This is a genomic window from Bradyrhizobium sp. RP6 (assembly GCF_003837805.1).
In the GTDB taxonomy this organism is placed as follows: domain Bacteria; phylum Pseudomonadota; class Alphaproteobacteria; order Rhizobiales; family Xanthobacteraceae; genus Bradyrhizobium.
The window spans coordinates 494,897-518,224 of sequence record NZ_RQIT01000001.1 but is presented as its reverse complement, the minus strand read 5'-3'; the positions used below and the strand labels follow the sequence as shown (position 1 = coordinate 518,224).

The 23,328-nt window shown below is 64.4% G+C and carries 21 protein-coding genes and 1 tRNA gene; 5 read left to right on the top strand and 17 right to left on the bottom strand.

Annotated features, from left to right (window positions below; translation table 11 throughout):
* Window positions 1-33 precede the first annotated feature (33 nt).
* From acpS to rpoZ, 4 genes are all read right to left on the bottom strand, one after another.
* Window positions 34-453 carry a holo-ACP synthase gene (acpS, locus tag EHH60_RS02845; RefSeq protein WP_124157965.1) on the bottom strand — a complete coding sequence of 140 codons (420 nt, stop codon included), beginning with the start codon at window positions 451-453 and terminating at the stop codon, window positions 34-36.
* Window positions 450-1,202 (bottom strand): pyridoxine 5'-phosphate synthase, encoded by a 753-nt coding sequence (locus EHH60_RS02840; protein WP_124157964.1) that lies wholly within the window; start codon window positions 1,200-1,202, stop codon window positions 450-452. Before EHH60_RS02840 ends, acpS begins: the two co-directional genes overlap by 4 nt.
* Before the next feature lie 110 nt (window positions 1,203-1,312).
* A complete protein-coding gene (locus tag EHH60_RS02835) occupies window positions 1,313-3,601 on the bottom strand; it encodes a RelA/SpoT family protein (RefSeq protein WP_124157963.1) in 2,289 nt (762 codons plus the stop codon).
* Window positions 3,602-3,809: 208 nt separating this feature from the next.
* Window positions 3,810-4,202, bottom strand: a complete 393-nt coding sequence (gene rpoZ / locus EHH60_RS02830; RefSeq protein WP_007603391.1) for a DNA-directed RNA polymerase subunit omega — start codon at window positions 4,200-4,202, stop codon at window positions 3,810-3,812.
* A 329-nt stretch (window positions 4,203-4,531) separates the two neighbouring features.
* Here rpoZ and EHH60_RS02825 point away from each other — a divergent pair, with 329 nt between their 5' ends.
* Both EHH60_RS02825 and EHH60_RS02820 read left to right on the top strand, forming a co-directional pair.
* On the top strand, window positions 4,532-5,179 hold the full coding sequence (locus EHH60_RS02825) for a LabA-like NYN domain-containing protein (RefSeq protein WP_124157962.1): 648 nt from the start codon (window positions 4,532-4,534) through the stop codon (window positions 5,177-5,179).
* Window positions 5,160-5,834 (top strand): uracil-DNA glycosylase, encoded by a 675-nt coding sequence (locus tag EHH60_RS02820; protein ID WP_124157961.1) that lies wholly within the window; start codon window positions 5,160-5,162, stop codon window positions 5,832-5,834. The genes EHH60_RS02825 and EHH60_RS02820 overlap by 20 nt, the downstream gene beginning before the upstream one ends.
* A gap of 83 nt (window positions 5,835-5,917) precedes the next feature.
* On the opposite strand, the gene EHH60_RS02815 is transcribed toward EHH60_RS02820, so the two are convergent.
* The 4 genes from EHH60_RS02815 to dapA are packed head-to-tail and all read right to left on the bottom strand — an operon-like array spanning window position 5,918 to window position 8,411.
* Window positions 5,918-6,517 (bottom strand): peroxiredoxin, encoded by a 600-nt coding sequence (locus tag EHH60_RS02815; protein WP_124157960.1) that lies wholly within the window; start codon window positions 6,515-6,517, stop codon window positions 5,918-5,920.
* 4 nt (window positions 6,518-6,521) lie between these two features.
* Complete coding sequence (gene smpB / locus EHH60_RS02810; protein WP_124157959.1) at window positions 6,522-6,995, bottom strand: SsrA-binding protein SmpB; 474 nt, start codon at window positions 6,993-6,995, stop codon at window positions 6,522-6,524.
* Window positions 6,996-7,054: 59 nt separating this feature from the next.
* Window positions 7,055-7,468 (bottom strand): large conductance mechanosensitive channel protein MscL, encoded by a 414-nt coding sequence (mscL, locus tag EHH60_RS02805; protein ID WP_124158335.1) that lies wholly within the window; start codon window positions 7,466-7,468, stop codon window positions 7,055-7,057.
* Between the two features lie 52 nt (window positions 7,469-7,520).
* On the bottom strand, window positions 7,521-8,411 hold the full coding sequence (gene dapA / locus EHH60_RS02800; RefSeq protein ID WP_124157958.1) for a 4-hydroxy-tetrahydrodipicolinate synthase: 891 nt from the start codon (window positions 8,409-8,411) through the stop codon (window positions 7,521-7,523).
* Window positions 8,412-8,638: 227 nt separating this feature from the next.
* Here dapA and EHH60_RS02795 point away from each other — a divergent pair, with 227 nt between their 5' ends.
* Entirely contained in the window at window positions 8,639-11,095 is a 2,457-nt protein-coding gene (locus tag EHH60_RS02795) for a lytic transglycosylase domain-containing protein (RefSeq protein ID WP_124157957.1), read from the top strand.
* A 476-nt stretch (window positions 11,096-11,571) separates the two neighbouring features.
* Here EHH60_RS02795 and EHH60_RS02790 read toward each other — a convergent pair whose 3' ends face one another.
* On the bottom strand, window positions 11,572-13,116 hold the full coding sequence (locus EHH60_RS02790; protein ID WP_124157956.1) for a porin: 1,545 nt from the start codon (window positions 13,114-13,116) through the stop codon (window positions 11,572-11,574).
* Between the two features lie 684 nt (window positions 13,117-13,800).
* On the opposite strand from EHH60_RS02790, the gene EHH60_RS02780 reads away from it, so the two are divergent.
* Window positions 13,801-13,893 (top strand) — tRNA-Ser (locus EHH60_RS02780).
* A gap of 440 nt (window positions 13,894-14,333) precedes the next feature.
* Here the strand turns inward: EHH60_RS02780 and EHH60_RS02770 are convergent.
* From EHH60_RS02770 to EHH60_RS02720, 8 genes are all read right to left on the bottom strand, one after another.
* Window positions 14,334-14,600 (bottom strand): hypothetical protein, encoded by a 267-nt coding sequence (locus EHH60_RS02770; RefSeq protein WP_124157954.1) that lies wholly within the window; start codon window positions 14,598-14,600, stop codon window positions 14,334-14,336.
* Window positions 14,601-16,153: 1,553 nt separating this feature from the next.
* A complete protein-coding gene (gene gatB, locus EHH60_RS02750; protein WP_124157953.1) occupies window positions 16,154-17,632 on the bottom strand; it encodes an Asp-tRNA(Asn)/Glu-tRNA(Gln) amidotransferase subunit GatB in 1,479 nt (492 codons plus the stop codon).
* Window positions 17,629-17,931: a hypothetical protein gene (locus EHH60_RS02745; RefSeq protein ID WP_124157952.1), complete on the bottom strand. Its 303-nt coding sequence runs from the start codon at window positions 17,929-17,931 to the stop codon at window positions 17,629-17,631. The genes gatB and EHH60_RS02745 overlap by 4 nt, the downstream gene beginning before the upstream one ends.
* Entirely contained in the window at window positions 17,922-19,397 is a 1,476-nt protein-coding gene (gatA, locus tag EHH60_RS02740) for an Asp-tRNA(Asn)/Glu-tRNA(Gln) amidotransferase subunit GatA (protein WP_124157951.1), read from the bottom strand. Before gatA ends, EHH60_RS02745 begins: the two co-directional genes overlap by 10 nt.
* Window positions 19,394-19,606 carry a hypothetical protein gene (locus tag EHH60_RS02735; protein WP_027547180.1) on the bottom strand — a complete coding sequence of 71 codons (213 nt, stop codon included), beginning with the start codon at window positions 19,604-19,606 and terminating at the stop codon, window positions 19,394-19,396. The genes gatA and EHH60_RS02735 overlap by 4 nt, the downstream gene beginning before the upstream one ends.
* Before the next feature lie 78 nt (window positions 19,607-19,684).
* The gene (gene gatC / locus EHH60_RS02730) at window positions 19,685-19,972 is read right to left on the bottom strand and encodes an Asp-tRNA(Asn)/Glu-tRNA(Gln) amidotransferase subunit GatC (protein WP_008548395.1); all 288 of its coding nucleotides are present in this window, start codon (window positions 19,970-19,972) and stop codon (window positions 19,685-19,687) included.
* 139 nt (window positions 19,973-20,111) lie between these two features.
* Entirely contained in the window at window positions 20,112-21,188 is a 1,077-nt protein-coding gene (locus tag EHH60_RS02725; protein WP_124157950.1) for an NAD(P)H-dependent flavin oxidoreductase, read from the bottom strand.
* Between the two features lie 48 nt (window positions 21,189-21,236).
* Window positions 21,237-22,214: an NAD(P)H-dependent flavin oxidoreductase gene (locus tag EHH60_RS02720; RefSeq protein WP_124157949.1), complete on the bottom strand. Its 978-nt coding sequence runs from the start codon at window positions 22,212-22,214 to the stop codon at window positions 21,237-21,239.
* A gap of 97 nt (window positions 22,215-22,311) precedes the next feature.
* On the opposite strand from EHH60_RS02720, the gene EHH60_RS02715 reads away from it, so the two are divergent.
* Entirely contained in the window at window positions 22,312-23,202 is an 891-nt protein-coding gene (locus EHH60_RS02715; RefSeq protein ID WP_124157948.1) for a LysR family transcriptional regulator, read from the top strand.
* The last annotated feature ends 126 nt before the right edge of the window (window positions 23,203-23,328 follow it).

The following is a 23,328-nucleotide window of genomic DNA, read 5'->3' as shown; positions in this document are numbered from 1 at the left end:
TCAAACGCGAATTATAAAATCGAGCGGAGCGCTTCAGGGCTTCGCCAGCGGCACGGCGGAAATGATGACAAAGGCCTGCGCCAGCGGCCAGTCATCGGTGATCGAAACATCGATCCGGGCTTCGAAGCCCTCCGGCGTCAGGGCCTGGAGCCGGGCCAGGGCGCCGCCGGTCAGCTGCATGGTCGGCCGCCCTCCCGGCAGGTTGACCACCCCCATGTCGCGCCACCAGACGCCGCGCCTGATGCCGGTGCCGAGCGCCTTGGAGCAGGCCTCCTTGGCGGCGAAGCGCTTGGCGTAGGTCGCCACCACCATCTTCTCGTTCTTGGCGCGCCGCTCCGCCTTGGCCCGCTCGGCCGCGGTGAAGATGCGGTCGAGGAAGCGCTCGCCATGCCGTTCGATCACCTTGGCCACGCGGGTGATGTCGATCAGGTCGGAGCCGATGCCGATGATCATGCCCGGCCCCGGCCACGGTCCATCGCCGCGCGCATGTTGCGCACGGTCTCGGCCAGACCCACGAACAGCGCCTCGCCGATCATGTAGTAGCCGATATTGAGCTCCATGATCTCAGGCAGGGCCGCGATCGTCTCCGCCGTGGCATAGTCGAGCCCGTGCCCGGCATGGACCTCGAGCCCCGCATCCTTGGCCAGCTTCGCCCCCGCCACGATCCGCCGCCATTCGACCGCGGCCTTGTCGGCGTGGCCGTCGACGACGGCGTCGCACCAGGCGCCGGTGTGGATCTCGATCACGGGCGCGCGCAGTCGTGCCGCCATTTCGATCTGGGCGGGATCGGCGGCGATGAACAGCGAGACCCGGATGCCGGCATCGTTCAGCCGCGCGATATAGGGCGCGAGCGCGTTGTGCTGGCCGACCACATCCAGCCCGCCCTCGGTCGTTACCTCCTGGCGCCGCTCCGGAACAAGGCACACCGCATGCGGCTTGGTGGCGAGCGAGATGCGCAGCATGTCGTCAGTCGCCGCCATCTCGAAATTGAGCGGTTTGGAGATCTCCGCCTTCAGCCGCGCCATGTCCTCGTCGCGGATGTGCCGGCGATCCTCGCGCAGATGCGCGGTGATGCCGTCGGCGCCGGCCTCGATCGCGAGCAGCGCCGCGCGCACCGGATCCGGATTGCGGCCACCGCGCGCGTTACGCAGAGTCGCGACATGGTCGACATTGACGCCGAGGCGGAGCGGAGTTGCGGGCATTTCAGGACTCGCGAATTGACATTTCCCAACTTGTCATGCGCGGGCTCGACCCGCGCATCCATCTTTTTTGAAGAGATGGGTTGCCGGGGCAAGCCCGGCAACGACAAGCATCATCCATTAACACGTTCGACTTTGGCGACGACCGCCTTCGCGCGCAACTGAGCCAGGATCGCGCTCAGGTGCTTCAGATCGTAGACTTCGAGATCGATCGTCGTCTCCGTGAAGTCGGGCGAGCGGCGCTGCATGCTGATGTTGTCGATGTTGCCGTCGTGCTCGGCGATCACGGTCGCGATCTGCGCCAAGGCGCCAGGCTCGTTGACGTTCTCCACCTTGATGCGGGCCGGGAAGCGCTGCGGCGCGGAATCCTCGATGTCCCACCGGACATCGAGCCAGCGCTCCGGCTCCTCCTCGAAATCCTTCAGGGCGGGCGCCTGGATCGGATAGATCGTGATGCCCTCGCCCGGCGTGACGATGCCGACGATGCGATCCCCGGGCACGGCGCCGCCATTGGGCGCGAACTTGATCGGCAAGTCGGAGTTGATGCCGCGGATCGGAATCGCGACCGGGCTGCGCGGCGGCTCCGAGGCGCCCTTTTCCTTGAGCTTGGCCGCAAGCCCCTTCTTGACGCCGTAGCGCGCGATCCGTTCCTCCTTGTAGTCCGGATACATCGCTCGCGCGACGTGGGACGCCTTGATCTCGCCGCGGCCCACCGCCGCCATGACGTCCTCGATCGACGTGCGCGCGAGCCGCGGCAGCGCGCCCTTGAGCTTGTCGTCGGCATATTCGATCTTGGCGCGCTCGAACAGGCGCTCGACGATGCGCCGGCCGAGTCCGACATATTGATCCCGCACGGCGGTGCGCGTGGCGCGGCGGATCGCGGCGCGTGCCTTGCCGGTGACCGCGAGCGTCTCCCAGGCCGACGGCGGCGCCGATTGCGCTTCCGATGTCAGCACCTCGACCTCGTCACCGTTCTGGAGTTCCGAGGAGAGCGGCGCGAACTTGCCGTTGATCTTGCAGCCCACCGCGCTGTTGCCGACGTCGGTGTGCACCGCATAGGCGAAGTCGATCACGTTGGCGTGGCGCGGCAGCGCGATCAGCTTGCCCTTCGGGGTGAAGCAGAACACCTGGTCGTGGAACAGTTCGAGCTTGGTATGCTCGAGGAATTCCTCGGGATTAGCGCTCTCGGAGAGGATTCCGATGGTGTGGCGCAGCCAGGCGAACGCGTTGGACTCGCGCTTGAGGTATTCGGTCGGCGAGCCTACGCCTTCCTTGTAGAAGACATGCGCGGCGATGCCGCGCTCGGCAATCTGGTCCATCGCCTCGGTGCGGATCTGGAGCTCGACGCGCTGGTTGCCGGGACCGATCACGGTGGTGTGGATCGAGCGGTAGTCGTTCTGCTTCGGCGTCGAAATGTAGTCCTTGAAGCGCCCCGGCACGACCGGCCAGGTGGTATGGACGATCCCGAGCGCGCGATAGCAGGCCTCGATATCGTTAACGACGAGGCGGAAGCCGAAGATGTCGGACAATTGCTCGAAGCCGACCGACTTGCGCTCCATCTTGGTCCAGATCGAGAACGGCTTCTTGCGGCGGCCATAGACCCGCGCGCCGAGACCCCTGTGGCGCAGATTGTTGGAGAGCTGATCCTCGATCTCGCCGATCAAATTACGGTTGCGCTCGGCGAGCGCGTCGAGCCGCTGCATCACCACCGAATAGGCTTCCGGATCGAGGGTGCGGAAGGACAGATCCTCCAGCTCCTCACGCATTTCCTGCATGCCCATGCGCCCCGCCAGCGGCGCGTAGATGTCGAGCGTCTCCTCGGCGATGCGCCGGCGCGATTCCGTCGGCACGAAATCCAGCGTTCGCATGTTGTGCAGTCGGTCGGCGAGCTTGACCAGAAGCACGCGGACATCGTCGGCAATGGCCAGCAACAATTTGCGCAGGTTCTCGGCCTGCTTGGCCTCGCGCGACACCAGCTCGAGCCGCTTCAGCTTGGTCAAGCCCTCGACCAGCGCGCCAATCTCCGGCCCGAAGATCTGGTCGATCTCGGCCCGCGTCGCCTCGGTATCCTCGATCGTATCGTGCAGCAGCGCGGCCACGATGGTGGCGTCGTCGAGCTTCAGGTCGGTGAGAATCGCTGCCACTTCGAGCGGGTGCGAGAAATACGGATCGCCCGAGGCGCGGGTCTGCGAACCATGCGCCTTCATGGCATAGACATAGGCACGGTTCAGCAGGTCTTCGTTGGTGTTGGGATTGTACGATCGGACGCGCTCGACGAGGTCGTATTGACGCATCATGCGCGCGCGGGGCCTGGCCGGGCGCGCGACCGGCGCAGTCGGGGCCACGGCAACCGATTCGGTTGCGGCCTGCATCTGCGTGGATCTGCGGCGCCGATATACCATTCCGTCCTGCCTTCAAACGGGCCCTGAGCCGGCCCGTTGTATACATCCTAGCTCCGATCGCGCTTGTGTCCGATCAATTCAGTGACAGGGCGCAGCGCCAACGGGCAACGTTATGGTAACCACGAAAACGTCAACAAAAGCAAAGGCCCGAACAAGGGTTCGGGCCTTTGATCAGATCACAAGGAGTCGATGGATCGCGACGGAGAAATCACTCGTCTTCCTCGGGCTGCTCCTCGGGAGGCGCGAGGCCTTCCAGACCCTTCAGGAGCTCCTCTTCGGTCATGCGCTCCACGGCGACTTCGGTGTCGTCCGCGTCGACGCTCGCCCCTGCGGAACCGATCAGCGGCACCGTATCCGGCTCGGGCTCGTCCACCTCGACGAACTTCTGGAGCGAGTGCACCAGCTCCTCGCGGAGGTCCTCCGGCGAGATCGTCGTCTCGGCGATTTCACGCAAAGACACAACAGGGTTCTTGTCGTTATCGCGGTCAACCGTTAGTTGTGAACCTGACGAAATCATGCGGGCACGGTGGGCGGCCAGCAGGACCAGGTCAAACCGGTTGTCGACCTTGTCGATACAATCTTCTACGGTGACGCGAGCCATGGACTGTCGCTCCGCTGTGGGTGGGACGAAATATGTGGATGATTGGGGCTAGTTATAGGGGCCGCGACGATTTCGCAAGGCCAATTTGTGATTTGGCCTCGCCAAACGGCTCTGCTAACGCCACATTGGGGCTGGGACGGGTGGTTTTCCGGGCTGCCATCGAGGGCAGCCCCGGGTGTATGCAAGTCCGCCATAACTATACCTTGATTGCCACCACTTCTCCGGACTTGCGGTTTCGACGGGTCTCAGCGGCACTCTAGAACTGCGCGGCTTGCTGTAGCCGCGCCAACAAAAAACGATCAATCACGAACGTTACGCGAGCAAACTGAATGTCACCTTCTCCTACCAACAAGATCGCGCTCTTCATCGATGGGGCCAATCTCTACGCGACCGCGAAGACTCTGGGCTTCGACATCGATTACAAGCGCCTGCTGAAGGAGTTTCAGAGCCGCGGGACGTTGTTGCGGGCGTTCTATTACACCGCCATCATCGAAGACCAGGAATACTCCTCGATCCGCCCGTTGATCGACTGGCTGGACTACAACGGCTACACCGTCGTCACCAAGGCGACCAAGGAATTCATCGACGCCTCCGGCCGCCGCAAGGTCAAGGGCAACATGGATATCGAGCTCGCGGTGGACGCCATGGAGCTGGCCGAACACATCGACCAGATGGTGTTGTTCTCGGGTGACGGCGACTTCCGCTCCCTGGTCGAGGCCGTGCAGCGCCGCGGCGTGCGGGTCACGGTGATCTCCACCATCGCCAGCCAGCCGCCGATGATCGCCGACGAGCTGCGCCGCCAGGCTGACGTTTTCACCGACCTGGTCGAGCTGCAATCCAAGCTCGGCCGCGATCCGTCCGAGCGCCCCGCCCCGCGTGACCGCGGCGAGCGTGGCGAACGACACCACGCCCCGCAATTCCTCCAGCGCGCAACCACGATTTCGCCGAGGGGCGGCGATGAAGACTTCGAGGAGTGAGGCGGCCCGGTCAAGCCGCCAGCCTCTCGCCGTCGTTCCCGACCGTGACTGTCCGCTCTGTCCGCGCCTGGTCGCCTTTCGCGAGGCGAACCGCACACGCGAGCCATCGTGGCACAATGCGCCGGTTGCGCCGTTCGGCGACCTCGAGGCGCGCCTTCTGATCGTGGGCCTCGCGCCGGGAATGCAGGGCGCAAATCGCACGGGACGGCCGTTCACCGGCGATTATGCCGGCGACCTGCTCTACGCCACGCTGATCGAATACGGCTTTGCCAGGGGGACCTATCAGGCGCGTCCCGATGACGGCCTGAAACTGGTCGACTGCCGGATCGCCAATGCGGTGCATTGCGTGCCGCCGCAGAACAAGCCGCTGCCGGTCGAGATCAATACCTGCCGCCAGTTTCTCGTGGCGAATCTGGCGTCGATGCCGAATCTGCGCGCGATCGTCGCGCTCGGGCGGATTGCGCACGACAGCGTGCTCAAGCCGCTGAATCTGAAGGGTTCGCAGGCCCCCTTCGGCCACGGCGCGGTGCATCAGGCTGGCCGGTTCAAGCTCTACGACAGCTATCATTGCTCGCGCTACAACACGAACACCGGCGTGCTGACGCCAGACATGTTCCGGAGCGTTTTCGCGAGGATCAAGGCGGACCTCGACTAGATCTGATGCAATGGGGCCGGCTGGTCGTGGCTCTCCTCTCCCCAGCGGGGAGAGGTGCACACTCGGCTCACATCAACCAAAACTCATCCGACCTTAGCGGGCGATCCTTTGGCCGGATTCGCCTTCAGCCAGTCGAGCACGTCGCCCGCGTTCCGGTCGGGTGGAAATACCGGATAGAACACATGGGTGATCCTGGCGTCGTCGACGATCAGCGCGAGGCGCTTGATCAGCGTCAGGCCAGCGACCTCCATGGTCGGCAGGTTCAAGGCGTGCGTGAGCGCCAGCTTCTCGTCCGAGAGCACCGGGAACGGCAGATGCAGGCGCGAGGCCATCTCGGTCTGGTACGTGTTGCTCTGGGTCGAGAGGCCGAACACGTGTGAGGCGCCGGCAGCTTTCAGTTCGGCGAACAGATCGCGAAATGCGCAAGTCTGAGGCGTGCAACCGCGCGCCCCCGGGATCATGTCCCAATCGTCGACCAGCGCGATCTTGCCGGGCTCGCCAGTGCGGGGATAGGCGAACACGACGGTGCGGCCACGCAGCGCCGACAGCGTGACCGATGTATCGTCGGTCGCGAGCAGGCTGATCGGTGGCAACGTCATGCCCTCGAGATGCGCGGCGCCGCCGTCGTCGGAGGGCGCGGGAATCTGGCTCCAATCGACCTCGAGCAGGTTCCGTTGATTCATCACGTCACCCCCTCGCCCGCATCAGCCGGCCCTTCTCCCGACTCCAGTCGCGCTTCTTCTCGGACTCGCGCTTGTCGTGCAGCTTCTTGCCTTTTGCAACCGCCAGCTGCAATTTGGCGCGCCCGCGCTCGTTGAAATAGAGCTTGAGCGGGATCAGCGTCATGCCCTCGCGGTCGACCGCGCCCATCAGCTTGTTGATCTGACGGCGGTGGAGAAGCAGTTTGCGCGGCCGCTTGGGCTCGTGATTGAAGCGGTTGCCCTGGAGATATTCGGGAATGGTGGCGTTGATCAGCCAGATCTCGCCGTCCTTGGAATCGGCGTAGGATTCCGCGATCGTGCTCTTGCCGCTGCGGATCGATTTGACTTCGGTGCCGGTCAGCGCAATGCCCGCCTCGATCGTATCCTCGATCGCATAGTTGAAGCGGGCCTTGCGATTTTCCGCCATGACCTTGATTGGACGTTCGTTTTTATCGGCCATGAGAGGCAAACCCGATCGAGATGCGCAGCAAAGCTAACAGTTCGGATGAAGTGCGCGCGTCACTTCTTGAGGAGGTCGCGGATCTCGGTCAGCAGCTCGACCTCCGCTGAGGGCTTGGCCGGCGCGGCGGGCGCCGCCTCCTCCTTGCGCTTCAACGTGTTCATGGCGCGGATCACCAAGAACAGCACTAAGGCGACGATGATGAAGTTGATCGTCAGCGTCAAGAAGCTGCCGTAAGCAAGTACGGCGCCTTGCTTTTTCGCATCCGCTAAGTTGGTGGCTGTGACCGCCTTCGACAAGGGGACGAAGTAGTTCGAGAAGTCGAGGCCGCCGGTGACGGCGCCGATGATCGGCATGATGATGTCACCGACCAGCGACGTCACGATGGCGCCGAAGGCCGCACCGATGATGACGCCGACGGCGAGATCGACGACGTTGCCTTTCATGGCGAACTCACGGAACTCCGTGAGCATCTTCCTGCCCTTCTCGTCGACGCTCATGAACGGCTCCCCCGCAATGCTCGCCTCAGTTGATCAAGCCAGCGTGCACCATGGCGCTGCGGACCGCAACACGGGTCGGCTCGGAAACAGGCACCATTGGCAAGCGCAGGGTCTCGTCCAGCTTGCCGAGCAGCGACATCGCATACTTGATCGGCGCCGGATTGCTCTCGATGAAGAGGTTGTTGTGCAGCGGCATCAGCTTGTCGTGGATCGCGAGCGCCGCCTTGGTGTCGCCCTTCTGCCAGGCGGCGTGGAAATCCGAGCACAGGCGCGGCGCAACGTTCGAGGTCACCGAGATGCAGCCATGGCCGCCATGGGCCATGTAGCCGATGATGGTGGCGTCCTCGCCCGAAAGCTGGTTGAAGTCCTCGCCCATCGCCGCGCGCTGCTGCGACACGCGCACCATGCTTGCGGTGGCGTCCTTGACGCCGGCGATGTTCTTCAGCTCCCACAGCCGCTTCATGGTGTCGACCGACATGTCGATCACCGAGCGCGGCGGGATGTTGTAGATGATGATCGGAATCCCGATCGCGTCGTTGATCGCCTTGAAGTGCTGGTACATCCCTTCCTGGGTCGGCTTGTTGTAGTAGGGCGTGACGATCAACACGGCGTCCGCGCCGGCCTTTTCGGCATGCTGGGAGAGCTCGATCGCCTCCTTGGTCGAGTTGGAGCCGGCCCCCGCGATGACCGGCACGCGCCCCTTGGCTTCAGCGATGCACCATTCGACGACCTTCTTGTGCTCGTCATGGCTGAGCGTGGGGCTCTCGCCGGTAGTGCCGACCGGGACCAGGCCGTTGGTCCCCTCGGAAATCTGCCAGTTGACCAGGGAGCGGAACGCCGCCTCGTCCAGCGAGCCGTTCTTGAACGGCGTGACCAAGGCGGTGAACGACCCCCGGAATTTCGTCTTGGCTGCCATGGACTTCCTCCGTACGCGGCTATCTCTTGAGCAAGGCCCATTCATATCGGGTCTATCCTGCCGGTAAAAGGCCCGCTTCTGGGCGAGGGCAACGTTTAGGCCGCGATTTTGCCGCGGTGATGGTGCAAATCGGCCCGAGGTAAGCGGCTGTTGGTATTTTGTCCGCATATTCAATCAAACTTAGCTAGGTCTTGAGCCACTTCACTGATTCGGGGCGACGAAACTCCGTGACCTCCTTTACTCGTGCCGCATGGCGATCCACCGGTCTGGTTGTGTGCCTGACGGCAGCGCTGTCGCTGGGTTGCGCCGCCCTCGCCAAGTCCAATGAGACGGCCGCGGAGACAGGCAAGGATACCGCGAAGCCAGCGGCCAAGGATGCCGCGAAGGGACCGGTCAAGGGCTCGACCAAGGAACCCGCGAAGGAAACGGCCAAAGGTACGGTCAAGGGGGCCGGCAAGGAGCCGGCGAAAGGCGCGAGCAAGGGTACGGCTGGCGCCCCCGCCAAGGAAGCGGCGAAGACGCCAGCAAAGTATGCTACCGGTCGGGAACCCGCGAAGGACAAGCCGAAACCCGCAGCAGCAGCGCCCTCGCCAAAATCACACCCGACGAGCAACGGGTCGCCCGCCAAAACCGCACCCGTGCCGGCCGCGACGGCCACCGTCAAGCCCGCCGCCCCGGCCGCCGCCAGGCCGCTCGCCGCTCCCGTGCTGGCCCCCGCGACCCGCCAGCATGCAACGCCACGCAAGCCCGCCATCCCCTCCGCGGTCGCGGCGACATCGTCGACGTCGCAAGCCGACAAGGACACGCTGGAGAGCGTCATCGAGCTCGTACGCAAGCGCAAGGCCGGCGATGCCACCGATGCCGCGGCCGGCATTTCGGATCCGGTCGCGCGAAAGCTCGCCGAATGGATCATCCTGCGCAGCGAGGACAACGGCGCGACCGTGGAACGCTACCGGGCCTTCCTCTCCGCCAATCCGAGCTGGCCATCGCAGACCTTCCTGCGCCGGCGCCTCGAGGCCGCGATGTGGGACGACAGGCGCGACGATTCGGTCGCGTGGTCGTGGTTCGAGAACGAGTCTCCGATCTCCGCCAAGGGCCGCTTCACGCTCGCCAAGGCGATGCTGGCGCGCGGCGACCGCGCCAATGCCGAGCGGCTGGTGCGCGAGGCCTGGCGCGGCGATCCGATGTCGGAGGACACCGAGAACAATGCGCTCGACCAGTTCGGTGCCCTGCTGACGGCGGGCGATCAGAAAGCGCGGATGGATACCCTGCTTTACGGCAGCGAGACCGAGGCGGCGCTCCGCGCCGCAAAGCGCCTCGGCGCCGGCTATGTCGCGCTCGCCAAGGCCCGCATCGCCGCAGTCAAGAAAGCGCCCAACGCACGGGCGCTGCTCGACGCGGTACCGCGCGAGCTGCACAATGACCCCGGTTTCATCTTCAGCAAGATCCAGATCCTGCGCCGCGAGGAGAAGTTCACTGAAGCCGCGCAGCTGATGCTGTCGGCGCCGAAGGATCCGGGCCGCCTCCACAATCTCGACGAATGGTGGATCGAGCGGCGCCTGCTGGCGCGCAAGATGATCGACACCGAGGAATTCCGCACGGCCTATCTGATCGCGCGCGACGCCGCCCTGCCCTCGCGCGACATCTACAAGACCGAGCAGGAGTTCACCGCCGGCTGGATCGCGCTGCGCTTCCTCAACGATCCCTCCACCGCCGCCCAGCACTTCGCCCGCATCGGCGTCGGCAGCGTCAATCCGACCGCGCTGGCGCGGGCCGGCTACTGGCAAGGCCGCGCCGCGGAAGCTTTGGGCCGCCAGCAGGAGGCGCGCAACGCCTATGCCCGCGCGGCCGAGCAGTCGACCAGCTATTACGGCCAGCTCGCCCGCGCCAAACTCGGCCTGCCCCAGATCGAGCTCAACAGCCAGCCGCGCGGTCGCGGCGCCGAGCGGCTGGAGATCGTGCGCGCTGCGCAACTGCTCTACGAGCTCGACGAGCGCGAGCTCGCGGTGCCCATGCTCGCCGACATGGGCGAGAACGGCGATCCCGAGGCGCTTGCCGGCCTTGGCGAGCTCGCCCAGCGCCATAGCGACGCGCGCGGCATGCTGCTGCTCGGCAAAGCCGCGCTCAATCGCGGCCTGCCGTTCGACTTCTATGCCTACCCGGTCAACGGCATTCCGCAGTTCACGCCGATCGGCCCCGAGGTCGAGCGCAGCATCGTCTATGCGATCGCGCGACAGGAGAGCGCGTTCAATCCGCGTGTGGTTTCACCGGCGCAGGCCTATGGACTGATGCAGGTGACGCCGGACGCCGCCCGCTACGTCTGCAAACGCCACGGCGCGACCTACGACCTGGGGCGGCTGAAGAACGATTCGGTCTACAACGCCGCGCTCGGCTCGGCCGAGCTCGGCGGATTGCTCGAGGATTATCGCGGCTCCTACATCATGACCTTCGCCGCCTACAATGCGGGCCGCGGCAGCGTGAGGAAGTGGGTTGAGCGTTACGGCGATCCGCGCGACCCGAAGGTCGACGCGGTCGACTGGGTCGAGCTGATTCCGTTCTCCGAGACGCGCAACTACGTGCAGCGGATCATGGAGAACCTTCAGGTCTACCGCGCCCGCTTCGGCGGCGGCACGCGCTTGCAGATCGAAGCCGATCTGCGCCGCGGCGCCGCAAGCATCGAGTGACGCTGCCCCGTTCCGATTCGCGGCCGAGCATGGAGCGAGCGACGCCCTCGTCGGGATATGAATCGCCGAGGCATAGCCGGCCCCACCGGCAATGATCCTCAGCGAGCTCTTCGGACGCGCCCCTTGAGCGCTGCGACCGTTGTGGCCCGATCGGCCAAACTCGCCGGATCGCCGGCTGGCTGATGAACCGGTGCCCTCACAGATGAAGGCGTGGGTCGCTCCTGCTGCGGAGCCAGATCGTCGGGCGTTTGTACGGTTGGGCCGGGCATCGACGGCTTCTCTGCGCCCCCGGTCGGAGACGGCTTGCAGCACATCGGTCCACAGTGACTTCCATCAGGTCGCAACGAAGACCGCGAAATCAACAGAGAGTGGCGGCACCAGGTCGGACCTGCCCTAAGCGAAGCAGCATGCGACCGCCAAAAGAAAAACCCCGGCGGTTGCCCGCCGGGGTTCTCTGTCAGGTCGTTAGACCGAACTTACCAGTTGCGCTGAGCGCGGAGGAGCAGGGTGAACGAGTCCTGATCCTTGAGCTCATACACCGCGGTCGGCTTGGCAACGGTAGCAGCCGGAGTGATGAGGGCCGTGCCGGCATACTTCTGATCCAGACGGGTCCAGTTGAAATCTGCCGAGAAGGTCAGATTCTTCACAGGAGTCCAGCGGGTGATCACACCCACCTGGCCGATGTTGAAGTCGGGGTTACAGCTGGTGACACCGGCCACCGCCATCACACCGACGAAACCGCCGCCGCCACAGATGGCGTTCTTAGCCAGCGAGCCGAACTGGGCCGATGCATAGGCACCGTAGATCGCCGTGTTCCAGTAGGGATCCCAGTTGTGGGTGTAAGCACCACGGAAGCCCCAGGTCTTGACGCTCTCCTGCGCGCCGCCGGTCACGAACACCGTGTCCGGAGCATTGGCGAAACCGATGCTCTGGTAAGCGCCGAGGACGCCCGTGCCGCCGTACATCGAATACGAGCTACCGGCCAGGTTCTGGAAGTTGTAGCGGGTCGCACCATCGGTGTAGACGCCCTGGATGTTGATCGTGTCACCCGCGCCGGTCGGGATGTTCTTGATCGACAGAGCGAGCTGAACCGCCCAACCCCACTTGTCGTCGGGGTGGCCAGTGGTCTCGGTCGCGCCGTAATAGGCGACGTGGTTGTCATGCGCGGCAACCGACGCCTGGAACAGACCCCAAGCCTGGTCGACACGGACCATAGCAACGAGGTTCGGCGAACGCGAGCCACCGATGGCGTTGGAGCCATACGAACCGCCAGCGATACCAGCAACCGTGGCGCCCGTCAGGTTCAGATTGCCTGCCTGATAATAGGCCGTCGCATCTTCCGCCGAGAACGACGCCGTGATGCCCTGACCGAAATCAGCGGTGTAGGTGAACTGGTTGACACCAGTGACCGTGCCGCTGCCGCCGACGAGGCTGTCGATGTTGTTGCCGGGATAGTTGGTCCAGGGCGCGTCGAACTGCGACACGGCCTTACCCATGGTGAAGCCGGCGAACTGGATGAAGGCATAGTACACGCCGAGCGAACCGCCCGAGGTGCCGCCATCGGTCGGATTGATGACCGTGTTACCAGCCGTCGTGAAGGTAGCGGCGGTCGCGCCCGTGGGCGAGCCGGTGCCGACGTAGCCAGCGGTGGTCCAGGAGAACGTCGCATCGAAGAACGTGCGGACGACGCCGTATTCGGTTGCGGTGCGCGTGTCGATGTTGAGATCTTCACGAGCGCGCATCGTGTAGTAGTTGCTCAGGCGATTGTGAGCGCCGGCGGGTGCGCCGTTCTGAATGCCGTAGATGCTGTTCGTGTTCAGACCGACTTCAGCGCGCAGATAACCGCCCAGCTTGATGCAGGTGTCGGTGCCCGGGATATAGTAGAATCCAGCACCATACAGGGAGCAGATCTTCACGTACTCGACCGCCTTGGCCTTCACGGGGAGATCGGCTGCCTGCGCTCCGCCCACGGCGATCAGACCCGCCGCTGAGCCGAGCAAAAGGCTCTTAACCAACTTCATGTTAAACCTCCAAGTTGCTCTTCAGGGAAGGTCACTGACCGGACGGCCAATTCCCAAACCCCCTCTAAATCACCGCTTCGAGTCCCTTCGCGCCTTCGGACACACCCGCATGAACGCGAGGGACTTAAGCGAAAGACCTAAACGGGACGACCTCGGGATGCCCCCCTCCGTCGCTCAGCCACAATTACCGAACGCCTTTGCACACACAACAAGAGAACGCTCCGAAACGGGCCGATGAAGCGTGTTTTCCAACGGGTGTTGCACAAATAACACGCAGATGTGATCAAACCGCCCTCGCAACGCATTGTTTACATTAGCGTTTTTTCGACGGTTCCATTCGCCATCAAAGTTCCCCACATGAGGCGCACAGCCGAGACGTCGGATGGGAAGGGCTTTCGACGAGTTCGAATCGTGGAATCAGAAGGGAGACTCAATGAGGGGCATCAACCGCCTCCGCAGCCGCCAATTTGATGCGGGCAGGTCCACTGCTACGCCTGATGTAGCCGGCAAACACTCTTTATAGAGGCGGGATTTTGTTCCAGCCGCGCGTCCGTTCTCCCGACGCCACACTCTCGCCCCGAGAACCAGGCCCGCCTGGCCTCGAAAATCGCTGGGAATATTCGAGCGAAAACACCCGCTTCCAAATTGACCGGCCCAAGCAATTAGAGGCATAAGGCTCGCACCGGAGAGGTGGCCGAGTGGCTGAAGGCAACGCTTTGCTAAAGCGTCATACGGTCTCAAGCTGTATCGAGGGTTCGAATCCCTCCCTCTCCGCCACCCAGCAGCAAGAATCAATCAAGGTCTCTGCGTTCTTTCAGCTGAAAGCGATCGCGAAGCCGGCACAAGAGCCTGGCGCCAGGATGAGCACAGCGAGCTCAGCCCGATTCGCGTGCTCCTTATATATGTGTGCGCGCACCTAGATACCGGACCGCCATATTCGCCAATGCGAGGGCGATATCAGCACAGCCTCGCCGGCCCAGACATTGAACCAGACGCCGCCCTTGCGCCGGCACGGAAAGGACCAGGGCCGAATTCCCATCTTGTGAAGACATCCGAGTTCCAGGTCGCACTCGTCAGGAGCGATCTGAATCGGAAGCCATCGTCCATTCGTGACTTGATCGCCCATGCCGTCGGATTTTATCCGCGGCCCGGCGGAGACATTTGCTCCAGCGCAACCGGCCTATCCGTGCAAACACGGATCGGAGGCGGTTCTCATCTCAGTGCGAGGAGACCCAGGCCCTCGCCTCGCGCTGGGCGGCGGAGATCTCGGCATCCGACATCTGTCCGGCGACTTCCTGGCGCAGTGCCACCGCGTCCTTGCGGCCCTTCAACGCCGCGAGGTTGAACCATTTGTGCGCGGCGACGAGATCGACGATCCCGGAGCGGCCGCTCGCCCAATAGATCCCGCGCTCGAACAGCACGTCCGACAGCGCGCTTGCGTCGATCGGCGTCGCCGTCTCTAGATCGAAGGTACCCTGAAACATCACGCATCCCCTTTATTCTTGTGCCGTCTCGCTCCACCGAGCGCGGCTCCCGTCCAAACAACTGCTCAACTCTTCCCCGAGTCTTCTTGCCCATGCCGTTTGCCGGCTTGTTGGAGGCGATGATGGCGGGCAAATTTGAATGGCAGTTTAAGTATCGCGATGAAGCAGACGTAAACGCGAGCGCGCGAGGCGTGTACGGGAAATTCAAAAAGTCCCTGATTTGCAGACACTTCTGCAATTCCTCAGATTCGGTTTACCCTGAGATATTGGGACATCGATAACCATCGCGCGCGGTGGCGCGTCTCACGTGCCGCCCCACCCGCCGTCGTCACCTGCGACCCGGCTACGCCAAGGCCTCGCCGGGGGCATGCGGTCTCGGACCGCCGAAGCTTCCGCGAAGGCGGCAGGCGGACGGCCCCTATCCCGGAGGCAGCAGTTATCCGCCGAGAAGCTGCGGCGCACCGGATCGTCAGGTCGAGGCCGGGCGATGACACCACGCGCGTGGAACGCCCCGCGGCTGCGGCAGGCACCCGACGACATGCGCACAACCCTCGCCTACACCAAGGCAGCGCGGCCGCGTCGCGGTCAGATCAGCAATGTCGGGGGAAAGGAATGCCGGCAATACCCCGGCCTCATGAGAACGAGGGCGTCGGCGAACACGTCAGGACCAGATTCCACTTCGGCCCGAAGGCCTCTCGTGAAATTGCGGAGCCCTTTCCGGAGAACCGCACCGAACGAAGAAAACTCGTTTCTTCTGCCGGACCGCGAAGAAAACGGTCCGACCGTTGACCTGATGTCTCGCCGACACCCTCTATCGTCGACCAGAACCCTCTAGGGGGCGCTGATGACGTGCCGGCTATCTGGAGCCGGCAACTTCAGAAGCGAAGTTACTTCTTCTTCTTCGCGACCTTGCGGGTCTTCTTCGCAGTCTTCTTCACTGCGCTCTTCGCCTTCTTCGCCTTCGCCTTCTTCGCTTTCTTGGCCATGTTGCCCTCCGATGTGTGAGATGGCTTTAATCGCTGCGTGCACTCGGGGATCGAATGCACTTCATCCCGAATACACCAACACGAAGAAAAAAACAGCGTCTCGCTTAAAGAAGTGTTGACGGCGCAACGCGCCTGCGCTTGGCGAGCGCGACGCAAACGCACCGCACGAGGTGCACCTGCGATCGCGGAGAACACGCGTAGCGCCGACGTTCGCGACTGATGCGATTGCAGAAAAACACTATGCAGCAAGTATTTTCCTGCACGCGCGCATCGCGCGCGATCGAGGCGACGATGTGCAGCACCATTCCTCCGATCACCTCGCAGAGGCGCTTCGCGGACTCTGAGTCGCGACTTTTGGCAACGAAAAAATTTTCTTCGTTAACGTCGCGAACGCTCGTCGGAGCGCGCGCAAGTCGCCGTTTTGCGCGAATCGCGTGACGGCGATTCGGTGGCCGCGGCACTGTCGATCAGGATGAAGTTTGCTGCCGAGGATGCGCGCGAGCGTCGCAGCGACAACCGAAAGCGAGGCGGCGAAGCATGTCCGCCACCTCGTTCGAACGCGCGAGGCTAGAGGCCGAGCTTGGACTTGAGCAGGTCGTTGACGCTCTGCGGGTTGGCCTTGCCGCCGGACGCCTTCATCACCTGGCCGACGAACCAGCCGAGCGACTGCGGCTTGTCCTTCACCTGCGCGGCCTTGTCGGGATTGGCCGCGATGATGTCGTCGACAACCTTTTCGATCGCCGAAAGATCCGTCACCTGCTTCATGCCGCGGCTTTCGACCAGCGCGCGGGGATCGCCGCCTTCCTGCCAGACGATCTCGAACAGATCCTTGGCGATCTTGCCGGAGATCGTGCCCTCGCCGATCAGGTCGACGATCGCTGCCAGCTGCTCCGCATTGATCGGAGAGCCCGTGATATCCCGGCCTTCCTTGTTGAGGCGACCGAACAGCTCGTTGATCACCCAGTTCGCCGCCATCTTGCCGTCGCGGGCGCGGTTGGCAAGCTTGTCGAGCACCGTCTCGTAGAACACCGCGCTCTCTCGCTCGGCGACCAGCACGCTCGAGTCGTAAGCCGACAGGCCGAAATCGGCGACGAAGCGCGTCTTCTTCTGGTCCGGCAACTCCGGCAGCTCCGCCTTCAGCGCGTCGACGAACTCCTGGCCGAACTCCAGCGGCAGCAGGTCCGGATCGGGGAAGTAGCGATAGTCGTGCGCCTCTTCCTTGGACCGCATCGAACGCGTCTCGCCCTTGTTGGGGTCATAGAGCCGCGTTTCCTGGTCGATCTGGCCGCCGTCCTCGAGGATCTCGATCTGCCGCCGCGCCTCGTACTCGATCGCTTGGCCGATGAAATTGATGGAGTTCATGTTCTTGATCTCGCAGCGGGTGCCGAGCGGCCCGCCGGGCTTGCGCACCGAGACGTTGACGTCTGCGCGCAAGGATCCCTTCTCCATGTCACCGTCGCAGGTGCCGAGATAGCGCAGGATCGAGCGCAGCTTGGCCACATAGGCCTTGGCCTGCTCGGCGTCGCGGATGTCCGGCTTTGACACGATTTCCATCAGCGCCACGCCGCAGCGGTTGAGATCGACATTGGACATGGTCGGCGACCGGTCGTGCAGCAACTTGCCGGCGTCCTGCTCCAGATGCAGCCGCTCGATGCCGACGGTGACGCTGCGGCCGCCGTCGAGCTCGACCAGCACCTCGCCTTCGCCGACGACCGGCGATTTGTACTGGCTGATCTGGTAGCCCTGCGGCGAGTCCGGGTAGAAATAGTTTTTCCGGTCGAACACCGAACGCAGATTGATTCTGGCGTTCAGACCGAGCCCGGTTCGGACAGCCTGCCTGACGCACTCCTCGTTGATGACGGGCAGCATGCCCGGCATCGCCGCATCGACCAGCGACACGTGCGTGTTCGGCTCGCCGCCGAATGCCGTCGAGGCGCCCGAGAACAGCTTCGAGTTCGAGGTCACCTGGGCATGGATCTCCATGCCGATGACCATCTCCCAGTCACCGGTTGCGCCCTTGAGAAGCTTGTGCGTGGCCGTGCTCATGTCCTGCTCCCGAGCAGCGTGGCAGCGATCCGCTCCCACTCCGCCTGTAGTGAATCCTTTGCCGCCGGCTGGCCGGCCTGGCGATACCAGTAGCCCGCATTGCCGAGATCGCCTTCGACGCGGTGCAGATAGGCATGCACCCAAGCCGCATCACGGCTGCTCTCGTCCTGAACGATCTTGTGGGCGCGGTCCCAATCCCCCTTCGCCGCCCACCAGAGGCCGGCGAGCGGCGCGGTCAGGTCCGGCGCCGGCGCCGCGCCGTCGAGGCTCGCGATGAAGGCCGCGACATTCACCACCACCTCGCGGGCGTGAAGCGGCCGGCGGCCTGCTCGATCACCTCGCCGAGCGAGAACAGCGTCTCCTCGTCGAACGGGCGGCCGATCAATTGCAGGCCGAGCGGCAGGCCCTGCGCGTCCTTGCCGGCGGGCACGGCGATGCCCGGAAGGCCCGCCATGTTTACCGTCACCGTGAAGATGTCGTTGAGATACATCTCGACCGGATCGGCACCGCCCTTCTCGCCGATGCCGAAGGCCGCCGACGGCGTCGCGGGAGTGAGGATCGCGTCGACGCCTTTCGCGAAGCAATCCTCGAAATCCTTCTTGATCAGCGTCCGCACTTTTTGCGCACGCAGATAATAGGCGTCGTAATAACCCGCCGAGAGCACATAGGTGCCGATCATGACGCGGCGCTTCACCTCGGCGCCAAAGCCTTCGGCGCGGGTGTTCTCGTAGAGCTCGATGATGTTCTTAGCCGGCTCGCGCAGGCCGTAGCGCACGCCGTCATAGCGCGCGAGATTGGAGGAAGCCTCCGCCGGCGCCACGATGTAATAGGCCGGCAGCGCATATTTGGTGTGCGGCAGCGAGACCTCGACGAGCTCGGCGCCGGCGCTCTTGAGCCAGTCCGCGCCCGCTTGCCACAGCTTCTCGATCTCGGCGGGCATGCCGTCGAGCCGATACTCCCTGGGGATGCCGATCTTCATGCCCTTCACGGACTTGCCGATCGCGGCCTCGTAATCCGGCACGGGAATGTCGACCGAAGTCGTGTCCTTGGGGTCATGCCCCGCCATCGAGCGCAGCAGCATCGCGGCATCGCGGACGCTGCGTGCGATCGGACCGGCCTGGTCGAGCGAGGAGGCAAAGGCAACGATGCCCCAGCGCGAGCAGCGGCCATAGGTCGGCTTGATGCCGACGGTCGCGGTGAACGCCGCCGGCTGGCGGATCGAGCCGCCGGTGTCGGTCGCGGTCGCGCCCATGCACAGCAGCGCCGCCACGGCCGAGGCCGAGCCGCCGGACGAGCCGCCCGGCACCAGTGTGGTGTTGCTGCCGTCGCGCCGCCAGGGATTGCCGACGGGCCCGAAGCAGGAGGTCTCGTTCGACGAGCCCATCGCGAACTCGTCGTTGTTGAGCTTGCCGAGCATCACGGCGCCGTCGCGCCAGAGCTGCGAGGTGACGGTGGACTCGTAGGTCGGCACGAAATTGCCGAGAATCTTCGAGCACGCCGTGGTGCGCACGCCCCTCGTCGCAAACAGGTCCTTGATGCCGAGCGGAATGCCGGCGAGCGGGCCGGCATCGCCCTTGGCGATCCTGCTGTCCGCCTCGCGCGCCATTGCGCGCGCCTGGTCGGGCGTCTCCATCACGAAGGCATTGAGCACGCGCGCGGCCTCGATCGCGGTCAGATGCGCGTCGGTCAGCTCGAGCGACGTGAAAGTCTTGTCGGCGAGACCCTTGCGGGCCTCGGCGAGCGTCAACGATGTCAAATCGGTCATTTATTGATCGGGCTGCAGAAGAACGGAGACAGGGTCTTGTCGTTGGCCGGATCGTCTTTTTTGGCGGCGGCTTTCGCAGCGGCCTCGATCTCGTCGAGCACGGCATTGACGGCGACATTGGGGTCGGCAGCCTTGCCCTGCCGCTCCATCTTGTCGAGGTAATTCATGTAGGCCTGGTAGGCCTTCTCATCGTCGCAAAGCAGACACATCGGACCACGTCCTAAGACTCTTTGATTTGACGCGTCGTCTTCGCGCGAACCGCTTCCGCTTCGCTCGAAAACGCCATTCTATTCGACGACCTTGGGAACCAGGAAGAAATGGCCTTCGGTCGCAGGCGCGTTGGCAACGATATCGTCGGCGATCTCGCCGTCATTGACCACGTCCTGCCGCTTCTTCATCTGCATCGGGGTGACCGAGGTCATGGGCTCCACGCCCTCGACATTGACCTCCGAGAGCTGCTCGACGAAAGCGAGCATGGCGTTGAGCTCGCCCTGCAGATGCGGAACCTCGTCCTCGGAAACCGCAATGCGCGCCAGATGCGCGATGCGGCGGACGGTAGCGGCGTCGACGGACATTATATAAGGCCTCTCACGGCAAAACCCATGTGCCGTATAGCAGAGGCCGCTTTTGCGCCGCAACCGGCGCTGGCGCATGATCCGGAAAAGTGTGAAGCGGTTTTCCGAAAAGATCATGCGCAAACAAGAACCTGGAGGCCTATCCGGCCAGCGCTTTCAGGCGAGCCAAGGCCGATTTGGCGAGATCCCGGGTCAACTCGGCGGCGGGGACCTCGCGGCCGAGTGCAATGGCCTGTCCTGCCCAGAGATTGGTGAAATCCACCCTGCCCTGCTTTTCGGCAGCGGCCTTCAGCGGCCCCAGCGCGGTCGCGGCATGGGGAAACGGCGGCGCCTCCGGCGAGACCGGGCCGGCCTCGCGCATCAGACGGTTCTGGACGCCTCGCGCCGGTCGGCCGGTCATGACATTGGTGATGACGGTGGAATCGTCCCGCGCCTCGGCGAGCGCCTTGCGGCCGCCCGCGCTGACCTTGGATTCCGGGCAGCGCAGATAGGCGCTGCCGATCTGCACGCCAGAGGCACCGAGCGCGAAGGCCGCGGCAATGCCGCGCCCGTCGGCGATACCGCCCGCCGCGATCACCGGCACCTTCACGGCGTCGACGACCTGCGGCACCAGCGCGAAAGTGCCGGGCTGCTCGGCGATCTTGTCGGTCAGGAACATGCCGCGATGGCCGCCCGCTTCCGCACCTTGCGCGATCACGGCATCGACGCCGCGTTCTTCCAGCCAGACCGCTTCCTTCACCGTCGTCGCGGACGAGATGACGCGGCAACCCGCCGCCTTGACGCGCTTGAGCAGCGCCTGCTCCGGCAGACCGAAATGGAAGCTGACAACCTCCGGCTTCAGCTCCTCGACAACCTCGCAGAACGCCGCATCGAACGGCGCGCGGTTCGCCGCAGCGATCGGCGCCGCCGGATCGAGACCATGCTCGGTGTAATAGCTCGCGAGCCGCTGCTTCCAGCGCGTTTCGGCCTCGGCCGTCAGCTCGACGGGCGTATGGCAGAAGAAGTTCATGTTGACCGGCGCCTTGACGCGCTGGCGGATGAGACCGACCTGCTCGCGCGCTTTCTCGGCCGAGATCATCGCGCAAGGCAGCGAACCAAGTGCCCCGCCTTGCGCGGCCGCAATCACCATTTCCGCATCCATCGCCCCCGCCATCGGCGCCAGCACGATCGGGAATTCGGTCTTGAACAGATCGATCAATCGACGGTCAGGCCACATGGTTGTTCTCTCTCGTTCTTTCTTACCCTCCCTGGAGGGTAAAGAATTCTACGCCGCGACCACCGAGTTTCTCCGCCCAGCAAGAAGCTGCTCCGCCTCGGCCGCAATTCGCTCGACGATCTCGGCCGCCGGTGGAATATCATGGATCAGTCCGACCGCCTCGCCGGCGATCACCGCGGCGACGTCGAAATCGCCAGCGGCCTTTGCCGCGGCATAGTCGGCCGCGACTGCGGCGACATTCTGCATCAGCTCGACCTCGCGCCCGACCCAGCGCCTGGCATGGTCGTTGACCAGACACCGTCCCGTGAACGGTGCCGGCCAGACATTGTTGCGGGAGAGATCGAAGATGATGCCGCGCACGGTCGAGCCGCTGCTCGCCGCACAGATGCGCCGCTTCGCCTCCTGCGCGCCATCCGCCTCCCGGCTCGCATAGAAGCGCGTGCCGAGCAGCACACCGCTTGCGCCCAGCATCATCATGGCGGCGAGCCCGCGCCCGTCGGCGATGCCGCCGGCCGCCACCACGGGAACGCGCCCAGCGGCGAGATCGACGATGGCAGGTACGAGATCGACGGTGGTGCGCGAAGCGCCATGACCGCCCGCCTCCGTGCCTTGCGCGATCAGGATGTCGGCGCCGGCATCGAGCGCCTGCTGCGCCATCGCTTCGTCCTGAACCTGGCAGATCAGGCGCGCGCCGGCGGACTTGATCCTGGGCGCGAACGGCGCGGGATCGCCGAACGACAGCATGATCGCCGATGGCTTTGCGCCGAGTGCGATGTCGAGAAGCTCGGGCCGCTTGGCGAGGCTCCATGTGATGAAGCCGATCCCGAACGGCGCACGCAGTTCGGCGAGCTTCGCCGTCTCCTGCTCCAGCCAGACCCGCTCGCCATAGCCGCCGCCAAGAATGCCGAACCCGCCGGCGCGGCTCACCGCCGCGACCAAACGGCTGCCGGCGACGACATCCATCGGCGCCAGCAAAATCGGATGCTCGATCTCCAACAGCGTGGTCAGCGACATCGTCAGCGGCATGGCTCCTCCCCGATCTGGACAGCGAGACTAGGCGCGTCTAACATTCTCTAAAAATGAATTGTTGCGAACGCTATCATCTCAAAAGCGAAACGAAGCCATGGAACTCAGCGATTTCCAGACCTTCGCGGCCGTGGCCCGCACGGGCGGCATCACACGCGCCGCCGAAGAGCTCAACACCGTGCAGTCGAACGTCACCCAGCGCGTGAAGGCGCTGGAGGCGGAGATCGGCACGGCGCTGTTCGAGCGCCACAGCCGCGGCATGACGCTGACCGGCGCCGGCAAGCGCCTGCTCCCCTACGCGCAAAAGATGGCGGCACTGTCGCGCGAAGCCTTGCTCGCCGCACGTGACGATGGCGAGCCGAAAGGACCGCTCGCGATCGGATCGATGGAGACGACGGCGGCCGTGCGCCTGCCGCCACTGCTCGCCGATTTTCACCGCCGCTTCCCCGCCGTGCGGCTTTCCTTGCGCACCGCGCCGACGGCCGACCTCGTCACCGCCGTGCTTGAAGGCTCGCTCGACGGCGCCTTCGTCGCGGGTCCCGTCACGCATGCCGATCTCATCGCGGCGAGCGCCTTCCGCGAGGAGCTGGTGCTGGTCAGCGCGCGGCGCTGGACCTCGCTTGCCGAGTTGCGCGCCGGCACGCCGGAGTCCGGGCCGACCGCGCTGGTGTTCCGCACCGGCTGCACCTACCGCCAGCGGCTCGAACAAGTGTTCGTCGAACTCGCCTGGCCGTCGGCCGCACGCTTCGAGCTGGGTACGCTCGACGGCATGATCGGCTGCGTCGCCGCCGACATGGGCGTCACGTTGCTGCCGCGCGCGGTCGTCGAGCGCAGCGCGATGAACGGCAGCATCGCGATCCACGCGCTGAGCCCGGCGCACGCGCGCGTCGAGACACTGTTCATCCACCGCCGCGCGGGCCATCAAACCAGCGCGCTGAGCGGTTTTGCCGACTGCCTGAAGAAGGACGAGGACGTCATCGCGGCCTGACGCGACACTGCGTTCCACTCCACGAAATTCGTCACAAATCCCCGCGGCCCGCGTTGCGTTCTGCCGCGGCAACGCAGCACATCAAAAAACTTTGAAGCCCGCGATCATTCTACGTTAGGATGACTG